18 protein-coding genes are annotated in these 21,263 nt (G+C 67.1%); 9 read left to right on the top strand and 9 right to left on the bottom strand.

Annotated elements, in window-relative coordinates; translation table 11 throughout:
* Positions 1 to 311: 311 nt before the first annotated feature.
* Both GV792_RS27875 and GV792_RS27870 read left to right on the top strand, forming a co-directional pair.
* A complete protein-coding gene (locus GV792_RS27875) occupies positions 312 to 2,333 on the top strand; it encodes a TerD family protein (protein ID WP_175584892.1) in 2,022 nt (673 codons plus the stop codon).
* A 73-nt stretch (positions 2,334 to 2,406) separates the two neighbouring features.
* Positions 2,407 to 2,718 carry a helix-turn-helix domain-containing protein gene (locus GV792_RS27870; RefSeq protein ID WP_218581221.1) on the top strand — a complete coding sequence of 104 codons (312 nt, stop codon included), beginning with the start codon at positions 2,407 to 2,409 and terminating at the stop codon, positions 2,716 to 2,718.
* A 42-nt stretch (positions 2,719 to 2,760) separates the two neighbouring features.
* Here the strand turns inward: GV792_RS27870 and GV792_RS27865 are convergent, their stop codons facing one another.
* Together GV792_RS27865 and GV792_RS27860 are read right to left on the bottom strand one after the other, a co-directional pair.
* On the bottom strand, positions 2,761 to 8,223 hold the full coding sequence (locus tag GV792_RS27865; RefSeq protein WP_163827963.1) for an ATP-binding protein: 5,463 nt from the start codon (positions 8,221 to 8,223) through the stop codon (positions 2,761 to 2,763).
* A gap of 162 nt (positions 8,224 to 8,385) precedes the next feature.
* Complete coding sequence (locus GV792_RS27860; protein WP_163827962.1) at positions 8,386 to 9,063, bottom strand: MBL fold metallo-hydrolase; 678 nt, start codon at positions 9,061 to 9,063, stop codon at positions 8,386 to 8,388.
* 101 nt (positions 9,064 to 9,164) lie between these two features.
* Here GV792_RS27860 and GV792_RS27855 point away from each other — a divergent pair, with 101 nt between their 5' ends.
* Positions 9,165 to 11,129 carry a TPM domain-containing protein gene (locus GV792_RS27855; protein WP_163827961.1) on the top strand — a complete coding sequence of 655 codons (1,965 nt, stop codon included), beginning with the start codon at positions 9,165 to 9,167 and terminating at the stop codon, positions 11,127 to 11,129.
* A 58-nt stretch (positions 11,130 to 11,187) separates the two neighbouring features.
* Here GV792_RS27855 and GV792_RS27850 read toward each other — a convergent pair whose 3' ends face one another.
* On the bottom strand, positions 11,188 to 12,471 hold the full coding sequence (locus tag GV792_RS27850; protein ID WP_309138719.1) for a phthiocerol/phthiodiolone dimycocerosyl transferase family protein: 1,284 nt from the start codon (positions 12,469 to 12,471) through the stop codon (positions 11,188 to 11,190).
* A gap of 237 nt (positions 12,472 to 12,708) precedes the next feature.
* Here GV792_RS27850 and GV792_RS27845 point away from each other — a divergent pair, with 237 nt between their 5' ends.
* On the top strand, positions 12,709 to 13,317 hold the full coding sequence (locus GV792_RS27845; RefSeq protein ID WP_163827959.1) for a TenA family protein: 609 nt from the start codon (positions 12,709 to 12,711) through the stop codon (positions 13,315 to 13,317).
* 184 nt (positions 13,318 to 13,501) lie between these two features.
* Entirely contained in the window at positions 13,502 to 13,642 is a 141-nt protein-coding gene (locus GV792_RS27840) for a hypothetical protein (protein WP_163827958.1), read from the top strand.
* A 62-nt stretch (positions 13,643 to 13,704) separates the two neighbouring features.
* Here the strand turns inward: GV792_RS27840 and GV792_RS27835 are convergent, their stop codons facing one another.
* Positions 13,705 to 15,105: a glycine--tRNA ligase gene (locus tag GV792_RS27835; protein WP_175583220.1), complete on the bottom strand. Its 1,401-nt coding sequence runs from the start codon at positions 15,103 to 15,105 to the stop codon at positions 13,705 to 13,707.
* A gap of 211 nt (positions 15,106 to 15,316) precedes the next feature.
* On the opposite strand from GV792_RS27835, the gene GV792_RS27830 reads away from it, so the two are divergent.
* Together GV792_RS27830 and GV792_RS27825 are read left to right on the top strand one after the other, a co-directional pair.
* Complete coding sequence (locus tag GV792_RS27830) at positions 15,317 to 15,667, top strand: ArsR/SmtB family transcription factor (RefSeq protein WP_014349778.1); 351 nt, start codon at positions 15,317 to 15,319, stop codon at positions 15,665 to 15,667.
* A gap of 2 nt (positions 15,668 to 15,669) precedes the next feature.
* Entirely contained in the window at positions 15,670 to 16,098 is a 429-nt protein-coding gene (locus tag GV792_RS27825; RefSeq protein WP_163827956.1) for a Fur family transcriptional regulator, read from the top strand.
* Positions 16,099 to 16,171: 73 nt separating this feature from the next.
* On the opposite strand, the gene GV792_RS27820 is transcribed toward GV792_RS27825, so the two are convergent.
* Positions 16,172 to 17,146 (bottom strand): hypothetical protein, encoded by a 975-nt coding sequence (locus GV792_RS27820; protein WP_163827955.1) that lies wholly within the window; start codon positions 17,144 to 17,146, stop codon positions 16,172 to 16,174.
* Between the two features lie 105 nt (positions 17,147 to 17,251).
* On the opposite strand from GV792_RS27820, the gene GV792_RS27815 reads away from it, so the two are divergent.
* Positions 17,252 to 17,866: a TetR/AcrR family transcriptional regulator gene (locus GV792_RS27815; RefSeq protein ID WP_163827954.1), complete on the top strand. Its 615-nt coding sequence runs from the start codon at positions 17,252 to 17,254 to the stop codon at positions 17,864 to 17,866.
* A gap of 9 nt (positions 17,867 to 17,875) precedes the next feature.
* On the opposite strand, the gene GV792_RS27810 is transcribed toward GV792_RS27815, so the two are convergent.
* The 4 genes from GV792_RS27810 to GV792_RS27795 all read right to left on the bottom strand — a co-directional run bounded on the left by GV792_RS27810 (position 17,876) and on the right by GV792_RS27795 (position 20,867).
* A complete protein-coding gene (locus GV792_RS27810) occupies positions 17,876 to 18,304 on the bottom strand; it encodes a hypothetical protein (protein ID WP_163827953.1) in 429 nt (142 codons plus the stop codon).
* Positions 18,301 to 19,128, bottom strand: coding sequence for an isoprenyl transferase (locus tag GV792_RS27805; protein WP_375154479.1), 828 nt, complete (start codon positions 19,126 to 19,128; stop codon positions 18,301 to 18,303). Before GV792_RS27805 ends, GV792_RS27810 begins: the two co-directional genes overlap by 4 nt.
* Positions 19,129 to 19,334: 206 nt before the next feature.
* On the bottom strand, positions 19,335 to 20,108 hold the full coding sequence (gene recO / locus GV792_RS27800; RefSeq protein WP_163827952.1) for a DNA repair protein RecO: 774 nt from the start codon (positions 20,106 to 20,108) through the stop codon (positions 19,335 to 19,337).
* A gap of 156 nt (positions 20,109 to 20,264) precedes the next feature.
* Positions 20,265 to 20,867 carry a TetR/AcrR family transcriptional regulator gene (locus tag GV792_RS27795; protein WP_175583241.1) on the bottom strand — a complete coding sequence of 201 codons (603 nt, stop codon included), beginning with the start codon at positions 20,865 to 20,867 and terminating at the stop codon, positions 20,265 to 20,267.
* A gap of 131 nt (positions 20,868 to 20,998) precedes the next feature.
* Between GV792_RS27795 and GV792_RS27790 the strand changes: the two genes are divergently transcribed.
* Positions 20,999 to 21,263: WXG100-like domain-containing protein (locus tag GV792_RS27790; protein WP_445738785.1), on the top strand; the 265-nt coding region annotated here is incomplete at its 3' end.

Here is a 21,263-nt window from a genome sequence, read left to right as displayed (position 1 = left end):
AGCAACACCTGCACAAAGGAGTTCGGCCGATCGGAGTTCCCGATCGGCCGAACTTTTTATGCACATGGGTTCGAGATCCAGGCAGTCCCCAGTCGCCCATGCCCCAGAGCTCACCGACATCAGCATGTCGAACACGAGCCATGCATGGGCACCAGCGTTTGTGAGATGTGTAACACAACCTCCGACCGAGCCGAATATCAAGCGGCACCACACCATGCGTGGCGCCGGTCAGCCGTTCGAGAACGGCGACCGAAGCTTGCTGTGGCCATACACGCCGAACCGTAGAAGGGTGATCTACCGTGACGTCTCCGATGATGTCCAAGGGGCAGAATCTGCCGCTGCCGGATGATGTCGATCGCATCGATGTTGTGGTCGGTTGGACCGAGTCTGAGATCGAAGTGGACGCCTCTGCGCTCTTACTGGGTAGCGACCGAAAAGTACGCTCAGACGCCGATTTCGTCTTCTACAACCAACCGGAATGCTCCGACGGCACAGTACGATTTCTCGGTACTAGCGCGACCGAAGGAGGCGCGCAGGCGCGCATTGCGATCGATCTGGTTGCCGTACCCAGTAGCGTCAGCATGGTGACGCTGGCGGGCAGTGTCGGCGTCGGCACGTTTGGTGACCTCGGCAAGCTCACACTCCGTGTTGTCGACGCGGCCGGGCAGTCCCTCGCCGAATACGTCACTGCCGATGCCACTACAGAATCAGCGTTCGTGTTCGGGGAGATATACCGCCGTGGCGAAGGTTGGAAGGTCCGAGCGGTCGGACAGGGCTGGGATTCCGGACTCGCGGGCCTGGCGACAGACTTCGGCGTCGAAATCGACGATGACGCAACAGATCCTGCTCCTGACGATGACAAGCAGTTGACCGAAAGCCAGTCCAACCCTGCCGAGCAGGAGAACCCATCCGCAACCACCGCGAGCGACAAGCCCCAGCAACTCCCCGCACCGACGACCACACCGACTCCGTCCAAGCGCTGCGGGGTTCGGACGGTCAAACGGAGGCCGAAGAAGGTCAAACCGATCGAGTTCAAGCTCGCAGAGCAAGACACCTGGCAGACCGCGCGGCTGTTCTCGGTTGTGGGTGTTGGCACCGGCGACGAACAGGAGCGTCGCGCGACGTCGGCATTGGTGGCCACCATGCAAGCGGTGCGTCCGTTCGCACGCGCCATCTGCGCCCGAATCGGTGCGCCTGTCGGCACATTCGAGGGGTTCGTGGAAGTGCCATATGAGCGAGGCGAGTCGAAAGTCATCCCCGATGCCGTACTGAAGGTATCTCGCGCGGGCCGCATATGGACCGGGCTGCTCGAGGTTAAGACCGGAAACGGCAAGCTCAAACGTGACCAACTTGAAAACTATCTCGACGTAGCCCGGCGGAAGAAGTACGACGCCGTTGTGAGCCTGTCGAACGATGTCCCACCCGGTCCGGGCGAGTTGCCCATCGAGGTGGACCGCCGGAAGCTTGCCAAGGTAGCGCTGCGGCACCTGTCATGGGCTGAGGTTGCACACGAGGCGCGAATGCTGATCTCGCATGGCGGAATCGAAGTTGATCTGCATGCCTGGATACTGGGCGAATTCCTACGATACCTGGATCATCCCAGGTCGGGAGCCTCGGAGTTCTTTGACATGGGTCGCCACTGGGTCGCGGTCCGGGATGCGGTCACGGCAGGCACGCTACGTGCAGGCGATCAGAAGGCCCTAGCTGTCGGGGAAACGTGGGTTGCGCTCTCTCGGCACCTCGGACTCAGACTGACCGCCGAACTCGGTGTGACGGTGAAGCACATCCTTCCTCGGCGGCACCGTGTTGACCCTGCCGCCCGCAATGCCGCCGTAGCCGAACGACTGGCGGCCGACGGGACTTTCGAGGCGGTTCTTCGCATACCAGACACAGCGGGCGATTTGGTGGTGGTCGCAGATGTGCGCACGAATAAGGTTCGGTGTCGCACCACAATCCAGGCGCCGAATGAGGGAACTTCGGGCCGCCGACTGGCGTGGTTGATCCGCCAGCTGGTGGCTGCGCCGGACGATATTCAGGTGGAGGCCGTGTTCTCCGAGCGAGGCAACGAAGCATGTGAACATCTCGGGACCGTCCGGGCGGACCCGAAGGTGCTGACGGCTGGGAAGTCCGGTGACATTGTGTCGTTCACACTGGAGCGAAGCTATCCGATGGGCAACAAGCGTTCAGGTACCGCGACCAGCTTCATCGCGAGCGTGACATCTGCGACCGACGAGTTCTATGGCTCGGTCGTCCAACCATTGCGCGAGTGGGTTCCCGCCGCCCCCAAACAGCCAGAACCATCGCCGATAGAGGCCGCCGTCGTCGACGAGTGACCAGACTGCCGCGCCCGCTCCGAGCCGAGCACGACCATGCCCGAATCAGTTTCGAGAGAGAAAGTGACTGGTGATGGCTGATCACACATCCATGGATGACCTACGCCGTGTGCGGGTCGAACGTCCCGACTTCAATGCTGTGGAGTACGAGGCAGGACGCGAAGAGGCGAGGTTGGCGATCGAGTTCGCCAACGCCATTCGCGAACGCAGGCTGGAGTTCGGCCTGACACAAACCGCCGTTGCGGAACGTGCGGGGTTGCGTCAACCCGATGTCTCACGGCTCGAGGCCGGAGGCGGCACACCGACGATCGGAATGCTCGAACGCCTGGCGTACGCGCTCGAGATGCGGTTCGTCGCGCGATTCGAGAAGCACGACTCGGCCTGACCAACGGTGGCCAGGCCGAGTAGGCCTGGCCACCGTTTGACATCAGACAGACAACCGGGTTTCGATTGCCTCGATGATGCGGGGGCGGAGTTCGGCGGCGCGGATGACGGCGTCGACCGAACCGACCTCGACGGCGCGGTGGATGTTGTGCACGCGGTCGAATTCGGCGGCGACATCGCCCAGCTTCTCCGCGCGGACCGACGAACGCAGCTCGTCGAGTTCGGCGGTCAGCTCGGCACGGTCGGTGCCTGCGGCGTTGGCGGCACGCGTCTCCAGATCCTGGATCCGCGGGTCGGCCGCGGTGCGCGCGTTGACCTCACCGGAGAACACCGCCGCGGCGGCCGGGGCGCCACCGAGCACCGAGGCGAACGAGCCCTCCAGTGCCAGCACCGTCATATTCGGGTTCAGCGCCTTGGAGAACACCACGAACGCGCCGCCGTGATAGCGGGAGATCACGCAGAACACGATCGGCCCGCGGAAATTCACGATCGCACGGCCGATCTCGGCGCCGTACTCCAGCTGCAGCTTGCGCATCGACTCGGGCGAGCCGTCGAAGCCCGACAGGTTCGCCAGTACCACCAGCGGCCGATTGCCACTGGCCGCGTTGATCGCCCGCGCGGCCTTCTTCGACGACCGCGGGAACAAGGTGCCGGCCGTGTAGGTGTCCGGCCCGTCGGTGGACGGGAAGCCGCGCCGCGGAACACCGCGCGACTCGATACCGAGCAGGCACACCGGGATACCGCCGAGGTGCGCGTCCTGCACGACCGCAGTCTCCGCATCCGCCATCCCGGCCCACCGTTCGAGCACCGGGTAGTCCTGGTCGGCAAGCGCACGCATGACGGTGCGGATGTCGAAGGGCTTCTTGCGATCCGGGTTCGCCGTGGCGGAGAAGATCTCACCGACGGTGGTGAAGTTGCTGTCGGCCATGGTGTGCGGGAAGCCGGAGACGTCGCGATCGATGGGATCGCTGGTCTGCGCACGCCGGGGCGCCTGCTCACCCGGTGCGATGTAGGTGTGGTCGTAGTGCGACATCAGGATTTCCTGCGCCGCCGCCAGGTTCGGCGCCCAGTACTGTGCCTGACCGTTCGGTCCCATCACCCGGTCGTAGCCACCGATACCGAAGTTGTCCTCGGCCGACACACCACCGGAGAAGTCGAGTGCCTGCTTGCCGGTGAGCACCATCGCCGAATCCGGCGTCATCACCAGGATGCCCTTGGTGTGCATGAGCATCGTCGCCTCGGCGTTCCAGTACGGCTGCGCACCGACATTGATGCCAGCGACAACGATGTTGATCTCACCGCCGTCCTGGGTGAATTCGACGATGCGCTTGAGCGCTGCCGCCACCCAGTCCATGTTCTCGGTGCCCGATTTCATCGAGATGCGGGCACCGGAGGACAGCGCGAACCACTCGAGTGGCACCTGCATCTGTTCGGCCAGATCCAATGCGGCGATCACCCGGCGGCATTCCGGCTCCGACAGCGCGCCAAGCGATTTCGTCGGATCGCCGAGCAGCACGACACGGGTGACGCCCTGCGGGTGACGCTCGGTCGGCGAGGTGACCACACCGGCGACGATCGCCGCGGTGTTGCGGCCCTTCGGCCGGTCGACGGGAACCAGGGCGTGGTCGGCGTCGAGGTCGTGCTCGGTGAAATCACCGAGCAGGCCGGTCAGCTCGTACGGGTACACGGTGTTGCGGCTGCTGGCCCGCAGCACCTTCTGCCGGTATTCGTCGAGCGGCTCGACCGCGTCGTCGGTCCGCTCGCCGACCGTCAGCTTGGTCCAGCCGGGGGCGTCGAACCCGATCCGTACGACGATCTTGACCAGTTCGCCGGTCTCCGGATCTGGCCTGCGCGCGATGAGCAGAATCTCTTCGAGCCCGGCGCCGGCGGTAGTCGGTTCCACCCGCTCGACGATCGTCTCCAACTCGGCGTTGGTGAGGTCGAGCGGCGGCCAGATGTACATCACGATGCGGTTGGTGTGCAGCCGCTTGCCCGACGGCCGCAGCGACTGCGCGCGGCGGATGCCGTCGACGCAGGCGGCCAGGGTGCTCTCGGCGGTCGGCAACGCCAGCAGCCTGCCGTCGTGCTCACGCAGTGCGGCCAGATCCCGCACCTGCGTGAAGGCGATGAGCCGCTCGTCGGACGGATTCTCCTTCGCGACACACCGGAACAGGTACACCTCTTCGTCCGAGGACGGCAGGCGGGTGAGGTCGAATTTGCGCAGCCGCTTGAGCTGCATCCGCTCCGCGATGTACGGGTGCAGACCGCGGATCAGCCGCTCCTCGTCCATGCCGGTCGCCGACGGACGGAAGGTGAAGTGGTGGTGCATCACCGCGCCGCCGCTACCGGCGACCGTGGCGGTGATCCGGTGCACCTGGTTCGGCAACGGTTGTCCGCTGAGCACTTCCTGCAGTGCCGCGGCCATCTCGTCGAAGTCTTCGGGCTGTCGTTCCCAGGCCAGATAGATGTCGGCCTCGATGGACGCGGCGCCGCCGGCGAGTTCGCCGAGCCCGCGCAGGACGGCGTCGAGGGCGTCGAAGCTCACCGCAGCCGAGACCAGGGTCAGACCGCGGCGCTCGGCGACGACGAACGTGCAGCCGTTCGCCTGATGGGTGCGCACGTCGACGAGGTCTTTGTTGCCGTAGTAGCGGCGGGTCAGCACCTCGAGCATGACGGTGTTGTCGGCATTGCCGCGGACCAGCCGCTGGCCGAGCAGCCGCACCAGCGGTTCGGTGCTGCGCACCATCTCCGCGAGGCGTTCGGAGCGATCGGCGGCGTCGGGGTGGGCGTCCAGGTGGCTCAGGTGCTTGCGGACGTTGGCGTACACGCGAGCACGGTTGCGGCGCAGCAGCGGCTGGCCGTACCAGGCGTACACGAGACCGCGGGTGAGGTCTGCGATGACGGGGAAACGCACCTGCGTCGCCGCCACCAGCCGCTCAAGCGCCAATCCGACCGGCTCCCGCAACGCCGCGTCCGGCACCGGCTCTCCGAGCCACTCGCGCAGCAGGGTGGTGATGACGGTGACGGTGTCCGAAGGACGTTGCTGGGCGAGGAAGATCCGGAAGACCGCGGCCTCGAGGTCGGGGGTGCGTTCCAGCTCGGTGACGCCGTAGTGCCCGAGCGCCCTGGCGAGCTTGGCCCGGTAGGACTCCGGCAGCCCGGCGCGGTCGGCGTCGAGGCTCTGCAGGTAGGTGTGGAAGTACTCGCGGGCGCTGTGCAGGTGGCCTTGGCCGCCGTCCTCACCCCAGGTGCGGTTGTGGCTCAGCTCGGCGAGGTCGGCGAAGACCTCCACCAGTTCGAGTTCCTCTGCCAGCGGCCTGCGGTTGTCGGCGATGGCCGACCGGCGCGCGGCGAGGTAGTCCTCGACCACCCGACGATCGTCGTGCGGGTCGACATCGAAACCGAGCAGCAGGCTGCGCAGGTCCTGTTGACCACGGACGAGCCGCTGATGCTGTTGGACCGGGGCGAGTCCGGCGGGCAGGTCCAGCTCCACCGGCTGGTCGGACGCGGTGTCCACGGCCTCGTCGTCCTCAGCGAGCGGCTCCAGTCGAAGCAGCGGCGCACCGGCCTCCACCTGGGTGCCGACGGAGACAGCGCACTCCTTCAACCGGGCGCGGAACGGTGCGCGCAGCACCGTTTCCATCTTCATGCTCTCCAGCACCAGCACCGGCGCACCGGCCTCGACCTCGGCCCCGACCTGCAGCGGCGTAGCGACGACCAGCGCGGGTGCGGGCGATCGGACGACGCCGCCTTCGTCGAGGCTGACCCGGTGGGTCACACCGTCGACGTCGACCATGTGGATCGGACCGTGTGTGCCGGTGACCAGCCGGTATCGGATGCCGTTGACCACGATCTGACCGGTGTGCTGATCGAAGCGCTCGAGGTCGACGTCGGCGGTGCGGATATCGCTGCCCGCCTCGATGCCGACACGGAACCGGTGCGCGCCGATCCGCGCCACCCGCACGCGGTAGCCGACGCCGCGCAGCTTCAGATCGAGCGGGCGACCGCTCTCATGCTGTACCTGCGGACGCCCACCGGCGGCGGTGGACAGCAGCCGGTGCCGCTCGACGCTCTCCTCCTCCTCATAGGCGGCGATCGCGGCGGCAGCAAGGGCGACCGCCGAATGCCGCTGCGACACCAGACGACCTTCACCACGAACGCGGTCGATCCAGCCGGTGTCGGCGCTGGCGTCGATCACCTCGGGCTGCTCGAGCAGGTCGAGCACGAAACTCTTGTTGGTCGCGCCGCCCTCGATGATCACCCGGGTCTCCCCCACGGCCCGGCGCAACCGGCCGAGCGCCTCCTCGCGGTCGCGGCCGTAGGCGATGATCTTGGCGATCATCGAGTCGAAGTCGGCGGGAATCGTGTCGCCCTGGCTGACGCCGGTATCGACGCGGATGCCGGGTCCGGCGGGCAGATCGAGCAGCGCGATACGGCCGGGCGCGGGAGCGAAGTCGCGGTCGGGATCCTCGGCGTTGAGCCTGGCCTCGATGGCGTGGCCGCGCTCGGCCGGCGGGTTGCCCTCGAGCTTGCCACCGGATGCCACGTGCAGCTGCGCGCGTACCAGATCGAAGCCGGTGGTGGATTCGGTGATCGGGTGTTCGACCTGGAGCCGGGTGTTGACCTCGAGGAAGGCGAACAGCTGGTCACCAGGGTGATAGAGGAATTCGACGGTCGCCGCACCGCGATAGCCGACCGCGACGGCGAGCCGCTCGGCCGACGCCTTGAGTTCGGCAGTCTGTTCGGGGCTCAGCACCGGTGACGCCGATTCCTCGATGACCTTCTGGTTGCGACGCTGCACCGAGCAGTCGCGCACGCCGAGCGCCCACGCCGTGCCCTGACCGTCGGCGATCACCTGGACCTCGACGTGCCTGGCACCGGTGACCAGACGCTCCAGGAAGACCACGCCGCTACCGAAGGCGCGCGCCGCCTCCTGGCTGGTGCGTTCGTAGGCGTCGACGAGTTCGGCTTCGTCGTTGATCACCCGGATGCCACGACCACCGCCACCCGCGGTCGCCTTCAGCATCAGCGGATAGCCGATCTCGGTCGCGGCCGCGACCGCCGCGTCTACCGTCTCGACCGCGCCGCGGCTCCACGGCGCCACCGGTACGCCGACTTCCTCGGCGATCAGCTTCGCGCCGATCTTGTCGCCGAGCTTGCGCATGGCGTCCGGGCTCGGGCCGATGAAGGTGATGCCGATGTGTTCGCACAGTTCGGCGAACGACGGGTCCTCGGCGACGAAGCCCCAGCCGACCCACGCCGCGTCCGCACCGGTCGTGACCAGGGCGTTTTCGAGCGCTTTCAGGTCAAGGTAGGGGCGCGCGGATGCCGGGCCGAGGTCGTGGGCGATATCGGCCTCACGCACGAACGTCGCGTTGCGGTCGACGTCGGTGTACAGGGCGACCGTTTCGATCGGGCGGCCAGTCGCCGCGGCCAGATCTCGGACGGCGTGGATGAGGCGCATCGCGGCCTCGCCCCGGTTCACGATGGCAATGCGGCTGAACACTGTATGCCGCTCCTTTCAAAGCAGGCTCCGCCGACCGGCGGAGGTTGCAGGTTGTCCGTCAGTCTGAACGCTTGTGTTGCGATTGTGCACAGCGTGCGGAGGCTACCGGCCCGTATTTTCACCGAAGCCGGATACGGCGGCCGCTCCGAGGGCTGAACCGAGTCACCAGCCGCGGGCCTTCCACTCGCCCAGATGCGGCCGTTCGGTGCCGAGAGTGGTGTCGTCACCGTGGCCTGGGTAGACGACCGTTTCATCCGAATAGCGACCGAACAGCTTGGTGGTGACATCGGTGTAGAGGTTGTCGAAATCCGCTGGGTTCTGGGTCTTGCCTACCCCGCCCGGAAATAGGGAGTCGCCGGTGAACAGGTGGCTGCGGCCGGAACCGTCGGTCACGGCGAGCGCGATGGAGCCCGGGGTGTGGCCGGCGAGGTGGATGATCTCGAAGTTCAGGCCACCGATGGCGAGGGATTCGCCGTCGGCCAGGGTGTCGGACGGCGTGATCGGGAGATGGCCCGCGTCGAGGGTGTGAGCGGCGGTGGGCGCCGTGGTGGCGGCGGCGACCTGCGCCAACGCCTGCCAGTGGTCCGGGTGACGGTGAGTGGTGACGATGCGGCGGACCTGGCCGGGCGTCTCCTGGTCGATCAGGGCGATCAGCCGGTCCGCGTCATTGGCGGCGTCGATGAGCACGGCGTCGCCGGTGGCGGTGCATTGCACCAGGTAACTGTTGTTGTCCATCGGCCCGACCGACATCTTGAGGATCCGCGCGCCCGGCACATCGCGCTGCTGCGCGGCTGTGCCGCCGGAAACGTGACCGGTATACGCACCGTCGATTGTGACCACGGTCCCGATGCTATCCGCCCCGACCCCAGGACGGCGGCCGATGGCCAGAGCCTGCACCGACCACCGCTGATGCGGCGGTGGCGCGCGATAGATTCGAGCCCATGGCGCTGCATCGGGTAGTCCGCTGGTCACTGCTGGTCGTGCTCGGTGTCGCGCTTGTCGCGATGCCGGCGGCCCATGCGGAGCCGCCGACGCGGATGGACACCTATGTGGTCGATTCGGCGAACGCGCTCGGGTCGTCAGGGGTCGATCAGGTGCGCGGGGCGGTCGACCGGCTCTATGCCGATCACCAGGTGCGGTTGTGGGTGTACTACGTCCGCGATTTCGCCGGACTGAGTCCGCAGGATTGGGCGGCGCAGACCTCGCAGCGGTCCGGGTTCGGTGAGCGGGATCTGCTGCTGGCGGTAGCGGTCGACGATCGCGCCTACGCGTTCGACGGTGTACCGCCCAGTGGCGTCAGCGAGTCCGAACTCGACCGGATCCTCACCGCTGACGTCGAATCCGCACTACGGGACAGCCGATGGGCCGATGCCGGTGTGGCGGCGGCCGACGGTATCGGCGCAGCGATGTCCGGGGGCGGGGTGAGCGTGATCTGGGTGCTGGCCATCGGGGTGTTGATTGTGGGCGCGGTCGGTGCGCTGGTGCTGTTCACGCGCAAGCGACGTCGAAACCGGGAACGCGCCGAGCTGGAACGGGCGCGCACCGTCGACCCCGCCGATACAGCTGCCCTGGCTGCGCTGCCGTTGCCCGTCCTGCATGCCCGATCGCGGGAGCTGCTCGTCGATATCGACAATGCGGTGCGCACCAGCGCCGACGAGCTCGAGCTCGCGACCGGAGAGTTCGGTGACACCGCAGTCACTCCGTTCCGTACCGCCCTCGACCAGGCGACAGCGGCGATGGGACACGCTTTTGCGATTCGCCAACGACTCGATGACGCCATCCCCGAAACTCCCGATGAGCAGCGCACCCTGCTGATCGATCTGATCGGTAGCGTCGGCCGCGCCGATCGCGAACTCGATGAGCAGGTCGCCGCGTTCGATTCGATGCGCGATCTGCTCATCAATGCCGGCGAGCGGTTGGATGCGCTGACCCGCGACCTCGTCGAATTGACCGGCCGGGTGCCCGCTGCCGAGCAGGAACTCAACCGTCTCGACGCCGCCCATCCGCCGCAGGTCCTGACCTCGATCCGGGACAACACCGCGATGGCGCGGGAACGGATCACCTTCGCCGAACAGAGCATCGACAGCGGGCGAGAAGCATTGCGGCGCCAAGTCGGCGACCAGGGTGGCGCGGTAGCCGCGATCCGAGCCGCCGAGGGCGCGATCGGGCAGGCTCGCACGTTGCTCGACGCCGTGCTGCACGCCGCGACCACTATCGAGCAGGCGCGGGCCGGTCTCCCCGCGGCCCTGGAAGAACTGCGCGACGATCTCGCGGCAGCGGCGGACCTCACCAGCTATGGCGGGGCCGAACTCGCCACGGCGACGGCACACGCGCGGGCCGTCCTCGAGAATATCCAGACCGTCTCTCCCCCAGACCCTGTGGGCGCCTTCCACAGCGCGGTATCCACCGATGCCGAACTGGACCGCGCGCTGGCGGGCGCCACCGATCGCAAACTCGCGGCCGAAGACCTACGCCGCCGCCTCGACCAGGCCATGACCGACGCCAGGGCTCGCGTCCGCGCAGCCGCCGACTACATCAGCACTCGCCGCGGCGGCATCGACGCCGCCGCCCGCACCCGCCTCACCGAAGCGCAACGACACCTCGACGGCGCGATCGGCCTGCGCGACAGCGACCCGGCCACCGCCCTATCGCACGCCCGAACCGCCGCCGACCTCGGCGGCCGCGCCCTCCAGGAGGCCCAAACCAGCGTTCAGAGCTGGGAAGCCGGACGCGCCCCTTCCGGAGGCGCACAGGCCGGAGCGATCCTCGGCGGCATCCTGATCGAGGGATTGCTGCGCGGAGCGGCCACCGGTGGGCGGCGCGGCGGTTATGGCGGTGGCTACCGCGCACCATCGTTCGGTGGTTCGAGCGGCTCGCGACGCATCAGCCGCGGCGGACGCTTCTGAGCGCCACAGTGCGTGGCGGCAGTGCCGACGTCGCGTCCGTCGCCGGATCAGGCGACGCTCACACGAACTGTCCGCGTCCGACTTCCACAGGCGTCGTAGTCAATTCGGCATCGACAGCACCGAGTAGGTCTTCTGCCGGAAACGGCCCGCCGAGCATTGCGACGGTCAGGCGGGCGGCGAAGGTGTAGGCGAGGAAGGTTACTGCGGCTGACGGACCGAGGGATCGGCGTGGGTGGGCCGACAGGTACACGATTTCGTAGTCGGTGACGCCGAGGGTGTCGGGAGTGCGGAAGTGCGGTACTACGCCGGTGTTGGTGATGGCGATATGGCCGGCCAGCGAGTGGATTCGGTGCTCGCCGAAATAGTCGGGGAAGTGCAGGACGGACTGTTGCACGGTGCCGGTGACGAGATCCTCGTGCAGTCGGGTCGAAATTCGTTGTGCCAGTTCGACAATGCAGCCCGCACGGTCGACATCGGCGGCGAACGAGGCGAGTCCGGCCATGTTCGTTCCGGCGGCGGCTGCGACCGGCGGGCTCAGGCGGCCGCGCAAGTCCACCGGATAGAGGCAGCCCACCGGAACAGGTACGCCACCCACTCCTCCGGCCACCCCCGCGTAGGCCCGCAGCAGTGCGGCGGTGAGCAGAGCGTTGACGGTCACCCGATGCCATCGGCTCAGTTCGACGATGCGCGCGGTCGCGGCCGGGTCCAAGTGGAGGCGCCGCGGGCGGACCAGCACACCGTCGGCGGGTGCGTCATCGCCTCCGCCAGAGGTCGCCGGGGGCAGCGGCCGCGCCACGTCCTCGAAGCCCGATCGGGTGTGCCGGCCGATACCGCGTTGCGCGGCGAACCATTCCAGCGGCATCGGATAGTCGAACGACGTCACGGCGCCGGGCACGGAGGTGATCTGGTCGGTGTAGCAATCCCAGAGCCGGGCGAACAATTCGACGCTGTGGCCGCCGTCGGCAACACCGTGGTGCACGTACATCGTTACCCTCGACCGGTCACCCGATCCGAGCACGACGTCCAGATAGGCCAGCTGCTCCGCGGGGTCGAGCCGGTGCGCGGGCATCGTGAGTTCATCCGGATCGCCGGATCGCGACAACATCGGCACCGGCACCGAACTCGCAGGCCGCAACAGATATCCCCGACCGTATTGGTCGATCCCGATCCGGCAGACCAACACCGGATACGCGCACAGCAGCGTCGCGAAGGCGACACTCAGCGCCGAAGTATCGAGCCGACCGGCGACCGCCACGGACCGCCCGGTATAGGTGCCGTGCCGAACGAAGCGTTGTTCCGACGGCGCCAGCAACCGCACCACATCACCCTCATCCCACAGCACCCCGCAAGCGTGCGGCAACAGCGGTCCGCGCGCAAATCCACGGGGGCCGAGAACATTACGGTTCGGCATCGACCGGCGGGCTGGTCGCCGACGTCGCTGAGCGGCCGTCTGCCCGATCGGTTCGCCGACTCGATTCGTCGCACCGATGTCGGGCATCAGCCGCATGGGATGCACTCGTCGAGTTCGCCGCCCCGAACCGGTTCGGGGCCGACCGTCCGCATGCGCGACACTGTCGGCATGAGTCTCGCCGCGCATCTGGAAACAATCGGCCGACCAATGGTGGAGGAACAGCTGACTCATCCGACGGTCGCCGGAATCTCCCGCGGCGACCTGCCGGATCCGGTGTTCCGGGCGTGGTTGGAGCAGGACTATCTGTATCTGCTGGACTACGTTCGCGTGTTCAGCCGACTTGCCTGGCAAGCGCCGGCGGCGCACCTCGGCGATCTGGTCGACCTCGCCCACTCGACCTATCATGAGGAATTGTCACTGCATAGGACCCTGGCTGCGGAGTTCGAGGCCGACCTCGGCGGCGCGGTCAAAGGCGCACCATGCGAGGCCTACACCCAGTTCCTGCTGGAGGCAGCCGCGTCCTACGGCGAGGGCCTGGCCGCCCTCTATCCCTGCATGTGGGGCTATTCGACGCTCGGGGCCATCCTCGCGCAGAACCCGCCCGCCGAGCCCAGGTACCGCCGCTGGGTCGACACCTATGCCGACCCGGCGTTCGCCGCGCTGACCCGCCGGTGCGCGCGGATGCTCGACGAAACAGACGTGGACCCGATCAGCGCCGAACGCTTTTTCCGCGAAGGCATGCGCCATGAGCTCGCGTTCTGGGACGTCCCGGTCTGAGCGTCTCCAGGCAAGAGCCCTTGGCGACCTCCTGCCGCACGATCGGGCATAAGCACACGGCAATTTTTGAAAATCCATCGTTTCGCATCGACTTCGCTTGTACGCTCCCTGACACTCCCGCCGGGCGCACCGCCCACGATTCGGGAGCGTCGAGCCCGCTCGACTGCACGATGAGGAGAACACCATGCACAAGCACCCGACCAGGACCACCGTCGGTACCGGTAGCGCGTCCGGCGGCGACGCCGACGGCGGCGTCCTGGCCCTGCTGATGGGGCTGATCCAGTCCATGTCCACCGGCAGTGGAGCCAGCAGCGGAATCGGCTGACGCGCGACCGAACGCCGAAGGGCCGGTTACCGCATGCGGCAACCGGCCCTTCGCGCGTCGAATCAGGCGCCGAGCAGATGCTTGGCCAGATAGCCCTCGACCTGGTCCAGCGCGATCCGCTCCTGCGCCATGGAGTCGCGTTCGCGGATGGTGACGGCCTGGTCATCGAGGGTATCGAAGTCGACGGTGATGCAGAACGGGGTACCGATCTCGTCCTGACGCCGGTAGCGGCGTCCGATCGCGCCCGCATCGTCGAACTCGACGTTCCAGTACTTACGCAGCTGCGTGGCAAGGTCTTTCGCCTTGGGCGTCAGATCGGCGTTGCGCGAGAGCGGCAGCACCGCGGCCTTGACCGGCGAGAGCCTGCGATCCAGCCGCAGCACCGTGCGGGTGTCCACGCCGCCCTTGGCGTTGGGCGCCTCGTCCTCGGCGTAGGCGTCGACCAGGAACGCCATCAGCGAACGGGTGAGACCGGCCGCAGGTTCGATGACGTACGGGATGTAGCGCTCCTTGGTGTTCTGGTCGAAGTAGACCAGATCGGTGCCGGAGTGCTCGGAATGCGTCTTCAGGTCGTAATCGGTGCGGTTGGCGATGCCCTCGAGCTCGCCCCACTCGCCGCCCTGGAAGCGGAAACGGTACTCGATATCGGTGGTGCCCGCCGAGTAGTGCGACAGCTTTTCCTTGGGGTGCTCGAACAGCCGCAGGTTGTCCGGGTCGATACCGAGATCGGTGTACCAGGAGAAGCGGGTGTCGATCCAGTACTTGTGCCACTCCGCGTCTTCACCCGGCTTGACGAAGAACTCCATCTCCATCTGCTCGAACTCGCGGGTGCGGAAGATGAAGTTGCCGGGGGTGATCTCGTTGCGGAAGCTCTTGCCGATCTGGGCGATACCGAACGGCGGCTTCTTGCGCGCGGTGGTCATCACGTTGGCGAAGTTGACGAAGATGCCCTGCGCGGTTTCCGGGCGCAGGTAGTGCAGGCCCTCTTCGTCGTCGACCGGGCCGAGGAAGGTCTTGAGCAGGCCGGAGAAGTTCTTCGGCTCGGTCCACTTGCCGGGCTGGCCGGTCTCGGGATCGTTGATATCGGCAAGGCCGTTGACCGGTGGGTGGCCGTGCTTCTCCTCGTAGGCCTCGAGCAGGTGATCGGCGCGGTAGCGCTTATGCGTGTGCAGCGACTCGACCAGCGGGTCGGTGAACGTCGCGACGTGGCCGGAGGCCTCCCAGACCTGACGCGGCAGGATGACCGACGAGTCAAGGCCAACGACATCATCGCGGCTGGTGACCATGGCACGCCACCACTGCTTCTTGATGTTCTCTTTCAGCTCGACGCCGAGCGGACCGTAGTCCCAGGCCGACTTGGTGCCTCCGTAGATCTCACCGCACGGGTACACCAGACCCCGGCGCTTGGCGAGGTTGGCAACGGTGTCCACCTTCGACTTGGGTGCCACGCGAGATTTCTCCATCCAGTACGAGTCGGAATCGGGCGGCCGGATCGGGCCCACGCGGCCGATCCCAATACATTGTGATGTAGCGAAGTACAACGTATTGGATCCGCCGACTGGCTACAGCCTATCGACCCTCCACAACCGGGTTTCCACCCCCACGGAATGCCTATTTGACATGCGCACCTGTGCATATCAAAATGGAATCGCTTTCCAATAAGGAGATGGTTCGATGACTGCCGAGACGGCCACCGCTCACCCGCACAACCCGTATCGGTCCCCCGCCCCCGCGCCGGTCCCCACCCGGACCGTGCTCGAGGACGCCGGAGAACTGCTGCGCGCACTCGCCGCCCCCGTTCGCATCGCGATCGTGCTACAACTGCGGGAGTCGCCGCGTTGCGTGCACGAGTTGGTCGACGCACTCGGCGTGACACAGCCGCTGGTCAGCCAGCACCTGCGCATTCTCAAGTCGGCAGGTGTGGTACACGGCGAACGTTCGGGCCGCGAAGTGCTCTACGAACTCGTCGACGACCATCTGGCCCATATCGTCGTCGATGCCGTCGCGCACGTGGAGGAAGGTTGATCGTGTCGGACAAGTTGGTCGTTTCGCAGAAGCCGGTGGGTATCCGCAGTACCCGCCAGCGCAGCGCGATCGCCGCGCTCCTGGGTGATATCGACGAATTCCGTTCCGCCCAGGAGTTGCACGACGAACTGCGCCGACGCGGCGAAGGCATCGGCCTGACCACGGTCTATCGCACCCTGCAGTCGCTGGCCGACGCGGGCATGGTCGACGTGCTGCGCACCGATTCCGGCGAATCCATCTACCGGCAGTGCTCCACCGGTCATCATCACCACCTGGTGTGCCGTCGCTGTGGCCGCACCATCGAGGTCGAGGGCCCGACGGTCGAGGCGTGGGCGGAGTCGATCGCGGACAAGCACGGCTTCACCGAGATCAGCCACACCCTCGAGATCTTCGGCACCTGCCGGTCCTGCGCGGACGAATCGCTCAGCTGAGGCTTGTGCCCGCACGACGAGGCCGCCACCGGATAACCCGGTGACGGCCTTCGGGTAGGCCCGGCGTCGGCCGTCAGCCCGCCATCGCCGGGACCGGCGCGGCGTCCGGCGCATCGGTTCCGCGCCGTTCGCGGAGTGCGCCCACACCGAGCAACACCACGGCCACACCGGCCCACACCAGCAGCACCACCAGCGGACCCGTCGCGCCGGCACCGTCGAAGAAGGCCACCGATCGCAGCAGCGACGCGGCAGCGCCGGGCGGCAGCAGCTGGCCGATGGCGCCCCATGGCTGCGGCAACAGTTCCGGCGCCGAGGTGGCGGCGGAGAAGGGGTTGCCGATCAGCAACATGGTGAGCGCGGCGATGCCGATGCCCGCACGGCCGACCACCGTGGCCAGACCCGCGACAGTGCCCGCCACCGTGAACGACACCAGACCTGCCACCGCGGACAGAACGAGGTAGCTGCCGGGGATCAGCGACAGCCAGCCCTGCACGATCACCATGCTCAGCAATCCGCCTGCCACCGCGAAGCTCAGCAGACCGACCATCCGGCCGATCGCTGACGGCACCAGCAGCGTCAGCAGGACACCCGCGGCGATGCCCGACATCACCAGCGGCAGCGCCATGGCCCCGAATCCGACGCCACGCGGATCATCGGGGTCCGCGGCGACCAGATCCTCGACCGGGGTCGCCGCCGCGCCGGAGATCTGCTGCGCGATCTGGGTCAGCTGCTGCGCCACGGCCGGGCTGGCACCGGAGGCGATCAGTACGCGCGGCGGTCCCCCACCGGTGACGATCGCGCCATAGACATCGCGGTCGGTGATCGCGGCCCGTGCGGCATTCTCGTCGGGTGTCGTGGTGATCTCGAAGGCGTCCGGGTCGTGTGCGGCCAGGCGTTCGGCGACCATCGCTGCCTGCGGACCCGTCACGGCAACCGGCAGGTCCCGCGGCGCCATATTGGCAGCGGGCCAGGCGAAGGCGATCAGCATCAGAGCTTGCAGGAGGGCCGCGCCTACGCCGATGGCCACGGCGCGCTGGGTGATGTTCATGATGACGTTCTCCCGTAAATCGGAGGCTCGTTCTTTTTAGTGCACCAACCGTCCCACCGAGCGGCCAGCTTGTCAAGAACGGATATTCGTTTTACTTTTGGGGACATGCCTCGAGTCAGCGAAGAACACCTGGAACGCCGCAGGCAGCAGATCCTCGCCGCCGCACAGCGCTGCTTCTCCCGCAAGGGGTTCTACAACACCTCCATGCAGGATGTGTTCGCCGAATCCGGACTCTCCGCAGGCGCGGTCTACCGCTATTTCAAGAGCAAGGACGAGCTGGTGGCGGCGCTGGCGTCCAACGCGTCGGTGGATTTGCGCGCAATGATGGCCGAGGTGATTCGCCGCGAACCACTCCCCACCCCCGCCGAAGTCGTCCACCACATCCTCGACTGGTTCCTGCCCAACACCGGCCCCGAGGGGAGGTTGCGACTGGCTCCGCAGGCGTGGTCGCTGGCGCTGGTGGATCCCGATGCCGCGGTCTACGTACGCAAGGCGATCCTCGGAATCCGTGAGATGTGGACCGAGTACATCGAGCGCATGATCGAGGTGGGCTGGCTACCCGAGGACACCGACAAGGACGCGACGGCGACCGCGATGTTCGGAATCCTGCCCGGATTCCTGTTACAGCAGTTGATCATCGGCGACTTCGACCACAAGGCCGCGGTGCGCGGTATGGAAACACTGTTCCCGTTCGGCGCCACGACATCGGGCCCGGCCTGAACCCGCCGATCAGGGCAGCAGCAGACCCTGACGCGCCTGCCCAGCGCCGGACAACACCAGCAACAGCATGGTGGCCAGCGCGTGGTCGTCGAGACCGGCGGCGGGGAAGGTGTAGCGCAGCACGATATCGGCGAGTTTGCCGTGGCCGATCACCACGATCGAACCGAACTGCAGGGTGCTGTTGCGTTCGGCAACGCGCTTGTGCAGCTGCGGTTTGAGCGGCCGATCCCAGGCCAACACGCAGGTCAACGTCAACACGTCCAGACCGGTGGTCAGGTTCACCGCCCCCAGCGAGCACAGCGCACCCTCATAGTCGAAACGCAGCGAACTGTCGTTGTCGACCCGCACATCGACGTCGTACATCGATAGACAGGCGCCGGCCCTGGCCTGCAGTTCCAGATCGGGCTCGAGTGCGGAATCCATATCCCCTCCGGTCATTTGGTGCCACCGAAGCGGCGGTCGCGCTTGGCGTACGCCAAGCAGGCTTCCCACAGATTGCGGCGGTCGAAGTCGGGGAACAGCGTGTCCTGATAGACGAATTCGGCGTACGCGGACTGCCAGATGAGGAAGTTCGAACTACGGAATTCACCCGACGGACGCAGGAACAGGTCCACGTCGGGCATATCGGGTTCGTCGAGATAGCGGGCGATCGTGGCCTCGTCGACCTTGTCCGGATCGATCTCACCCGCCGCCACCCGGCGCGCGATCTCCCTTGCGGCATCGGCGATTTCGGCGCGACCACCGTAGTTGACGCACATGGTCAGCGTCATCACGGCGTTGTCCTTGGTCAGCTCCTGCGCGGTCTCGAGCTCCTTGATGACGCTGCGCCACAGCCGCGGGCGACGACCGGCCCAGCGCACCCGGACGCCCATCTCGTGCATCTCGTCGCGTCGGCGGCGGATGACATCGCGGTTGAAGCCCATGAGGAACCGCACCTCGTCCGGACTGCGCCGCCAGTTCTCGGTGGAGAACGCGTACGCCGACAGCCACTTCACCCCGATCTCGATACAGCCCTCGACGGTGTCCATGAGCACCGCCTCGCCCCGTTCGTGACCCGCGGTGCGCGGCAGCCCACGCTCCTGCGCCCAGCGACCGTTGCCATCCATGACCAGCGCGACATGGTTGGGCACCAGCTCCGGCGGTATGTGCGGCGGCCGCGCGCCGGACGGATGTGGTGACGGCGGGCGGATGATGCGGGCCTCCCCCGACCGGACAGCGGAGGCGTTGCCCGAACCGGCGGAAGAGTCTCGACGGAGGATCACAGCTCTATCCTGCCCGATGCCTGGATCGCGACGACAACGCGTTCGGATGCGGCGGTGGTCGCCGACGCCGGCATCGGACCGATCGGCGCGATAGCCGGGCGGTCGACCGGTCGCCAAAACCCGCCACCGATGCGTCACCCGGGTCGGTTATGGCCGCCGGATACACCATTGCGGCTGGTCGAGCGGCCATACCGGCCGATCGCGGGTCAGCCGACTCGGTCTCCGGAGGCGGCGACCGCCATGGCCGGCCTGGATCGTTCGATCAGCGGCAAGGTGCGCAATTGTCGCTCGAGATGCCATTGCAAGTGCGCGGCGATCAGTCCGCTGGATTGACGGCGAGTGGCGTCGGGGACGGTGTCGACGAAGTCCCACTCGCCGCGTCGCAGGGCGATCATCAGGTCGAGCACGCCGGGGCCCGGTGTCGCGGCGCCGGGCGGGCGGCAGTGCACGCAGACCGCGCCGCCTGCGGCGACGTGGAAGGCGCGGTGCGGGCCGGGGGTGGCGCAGCGGGCACATTCGTCCAGGGCGGGTGCCCAACCGGCGAAACCCATGGCGCGCAACAGGAAAGCATCGAGGACCAGTTCGTGCGGGCGTTGTCCCGCGGCAATCGCGCGCAGTGCGCCTGCGGTCAGGATGTGTAGACGAGTGGCGGGGGCGCGTTCCTCGCCTGCCAAGCGCTCGGCGGTTTCCAGCACTGCGCAGGCTGTGGTGTAGCGGCCGTAGTCGTCGATGATGCCCGCGGCATTGGCCTCCACCGTGTGCACCTGAGTGATGGTGTCGAGGTTGCGGCCCGGATGCAGCTGCACGTCGATGTAGGCGAACGGTTCCAGCCGGGCACCGAAGCGTGATTTCGTGCGGCGCACCCCTTTGGCGACCGCGCGCACGAGACCGTTCTGCCTGGTCAACAGCGTGACAATGCGGTCGGCTTCCCCCAGCTTGTGCTGGCGAAGCACGACGGCATGGTCACGGTATAAACGCACGTGCTCAGTCTTTCATGGATGGGCGACACGCAGCGTCAGGCATGGGTTCTGCGGGTCGCCGCAGGCCGGGTGGCATCGGTCGACAAGGCCGATCGCGGGTGCGAACGACGGAATCTGCCGGTGCATGCTCGCTTACGGCCGCACGATGGCGGCCTGTCACCCGGTCCGCAGGATGCCGGCGACCAGCAACATCAACGATTGCTGAGTCTCCAGCCGCGCGGTGTCCGGATCGTGCGAGTGCGCGACGATGAGGCCCGACTCCGCCACCGCGCTCAGGATGAGCTGCGCCATCACCCGCACCGGAACCTCGGGAACCAGGCCCGCGGCGCGAGCCCGTTCGAGCTGGTCGGTGATCAGTCCGAGGCCGTGCTTTGCCTCGAACTCCCGCCACGCCTGCCAGCCGAGCACGGCGGGGGCGTCCGAGAGCGCGATTCGCACCATGGCGGGTCGTCGGCAGATCTCCAGGAACGTCGCCAAGCCGGTCGCCATGGCCGTCAGCAGGTCGTCCGGGTCGACCGCCTCGATCGCCTGCGTGATCTCGACCGTCGCGTCGGTCTCCAACTGCTCCAGCACCGCGAGGAACAGCCCACGCTTGTCGCCGTAGTGGTGATGCAGGGCGCCGCGCGTCACGCCCGCCGCGCCCACCAGCTCCTCAGCGGAGGTGCCCGCGAAGCCTCGTTCGGTGAACAACCGCAGCCCGGCTTCCTCCAGAGCCATCCTGGTGGCCCGGGAGCGATCCTCCTGACTGCGACGCGGCATGCTGCCGAGTGAACTCCAGATCGGGCGCGATCGGCAACTCGCCCGCGATCGGATGGAACCGAAACCTGATTCGCCACGTCTATGTCTGTGTCGATAGGTTCTGGACCGAAACGAGGACGGGAGGCGCCGGGGTGGGAATCGAAATCCCAGAGGCGTTGCAGTGGGCCGCGAAATACGTCGTGGGGGCGGGTGATTGGCCCGAGGGTGACGAAACGGCGATGCGGCGTATGGCCGATGCCTACAACACCGCCGCCACCACCCTCGACGACCTCGGCGACGACGCCCAACTGAAGGTCAACCAACTCCTGTCGGCTTTGGACGGGCAGAGCGCCGACGCGATCGAGGCGTTCTGGAAGAAACTCGGCAACAACGACGGCGCCCTCTCCGCACTGACCG

The sequence above is a fragment of the Nocardia cyriacigeorgica genome (assembly GCF_010868145.1).
Taxonomy (GTDB): Bacteria; Actinomycetota; Actinomycetes; order Mycobacteriales; family Mycobacteriaceae; genus Nocardia; species Nocardia cyriacigeorgica_D.
Note: the sequence above shows the minus strand (reverse complement) of the source record. Positions and strands in the feature narration are given on the sequence as shown.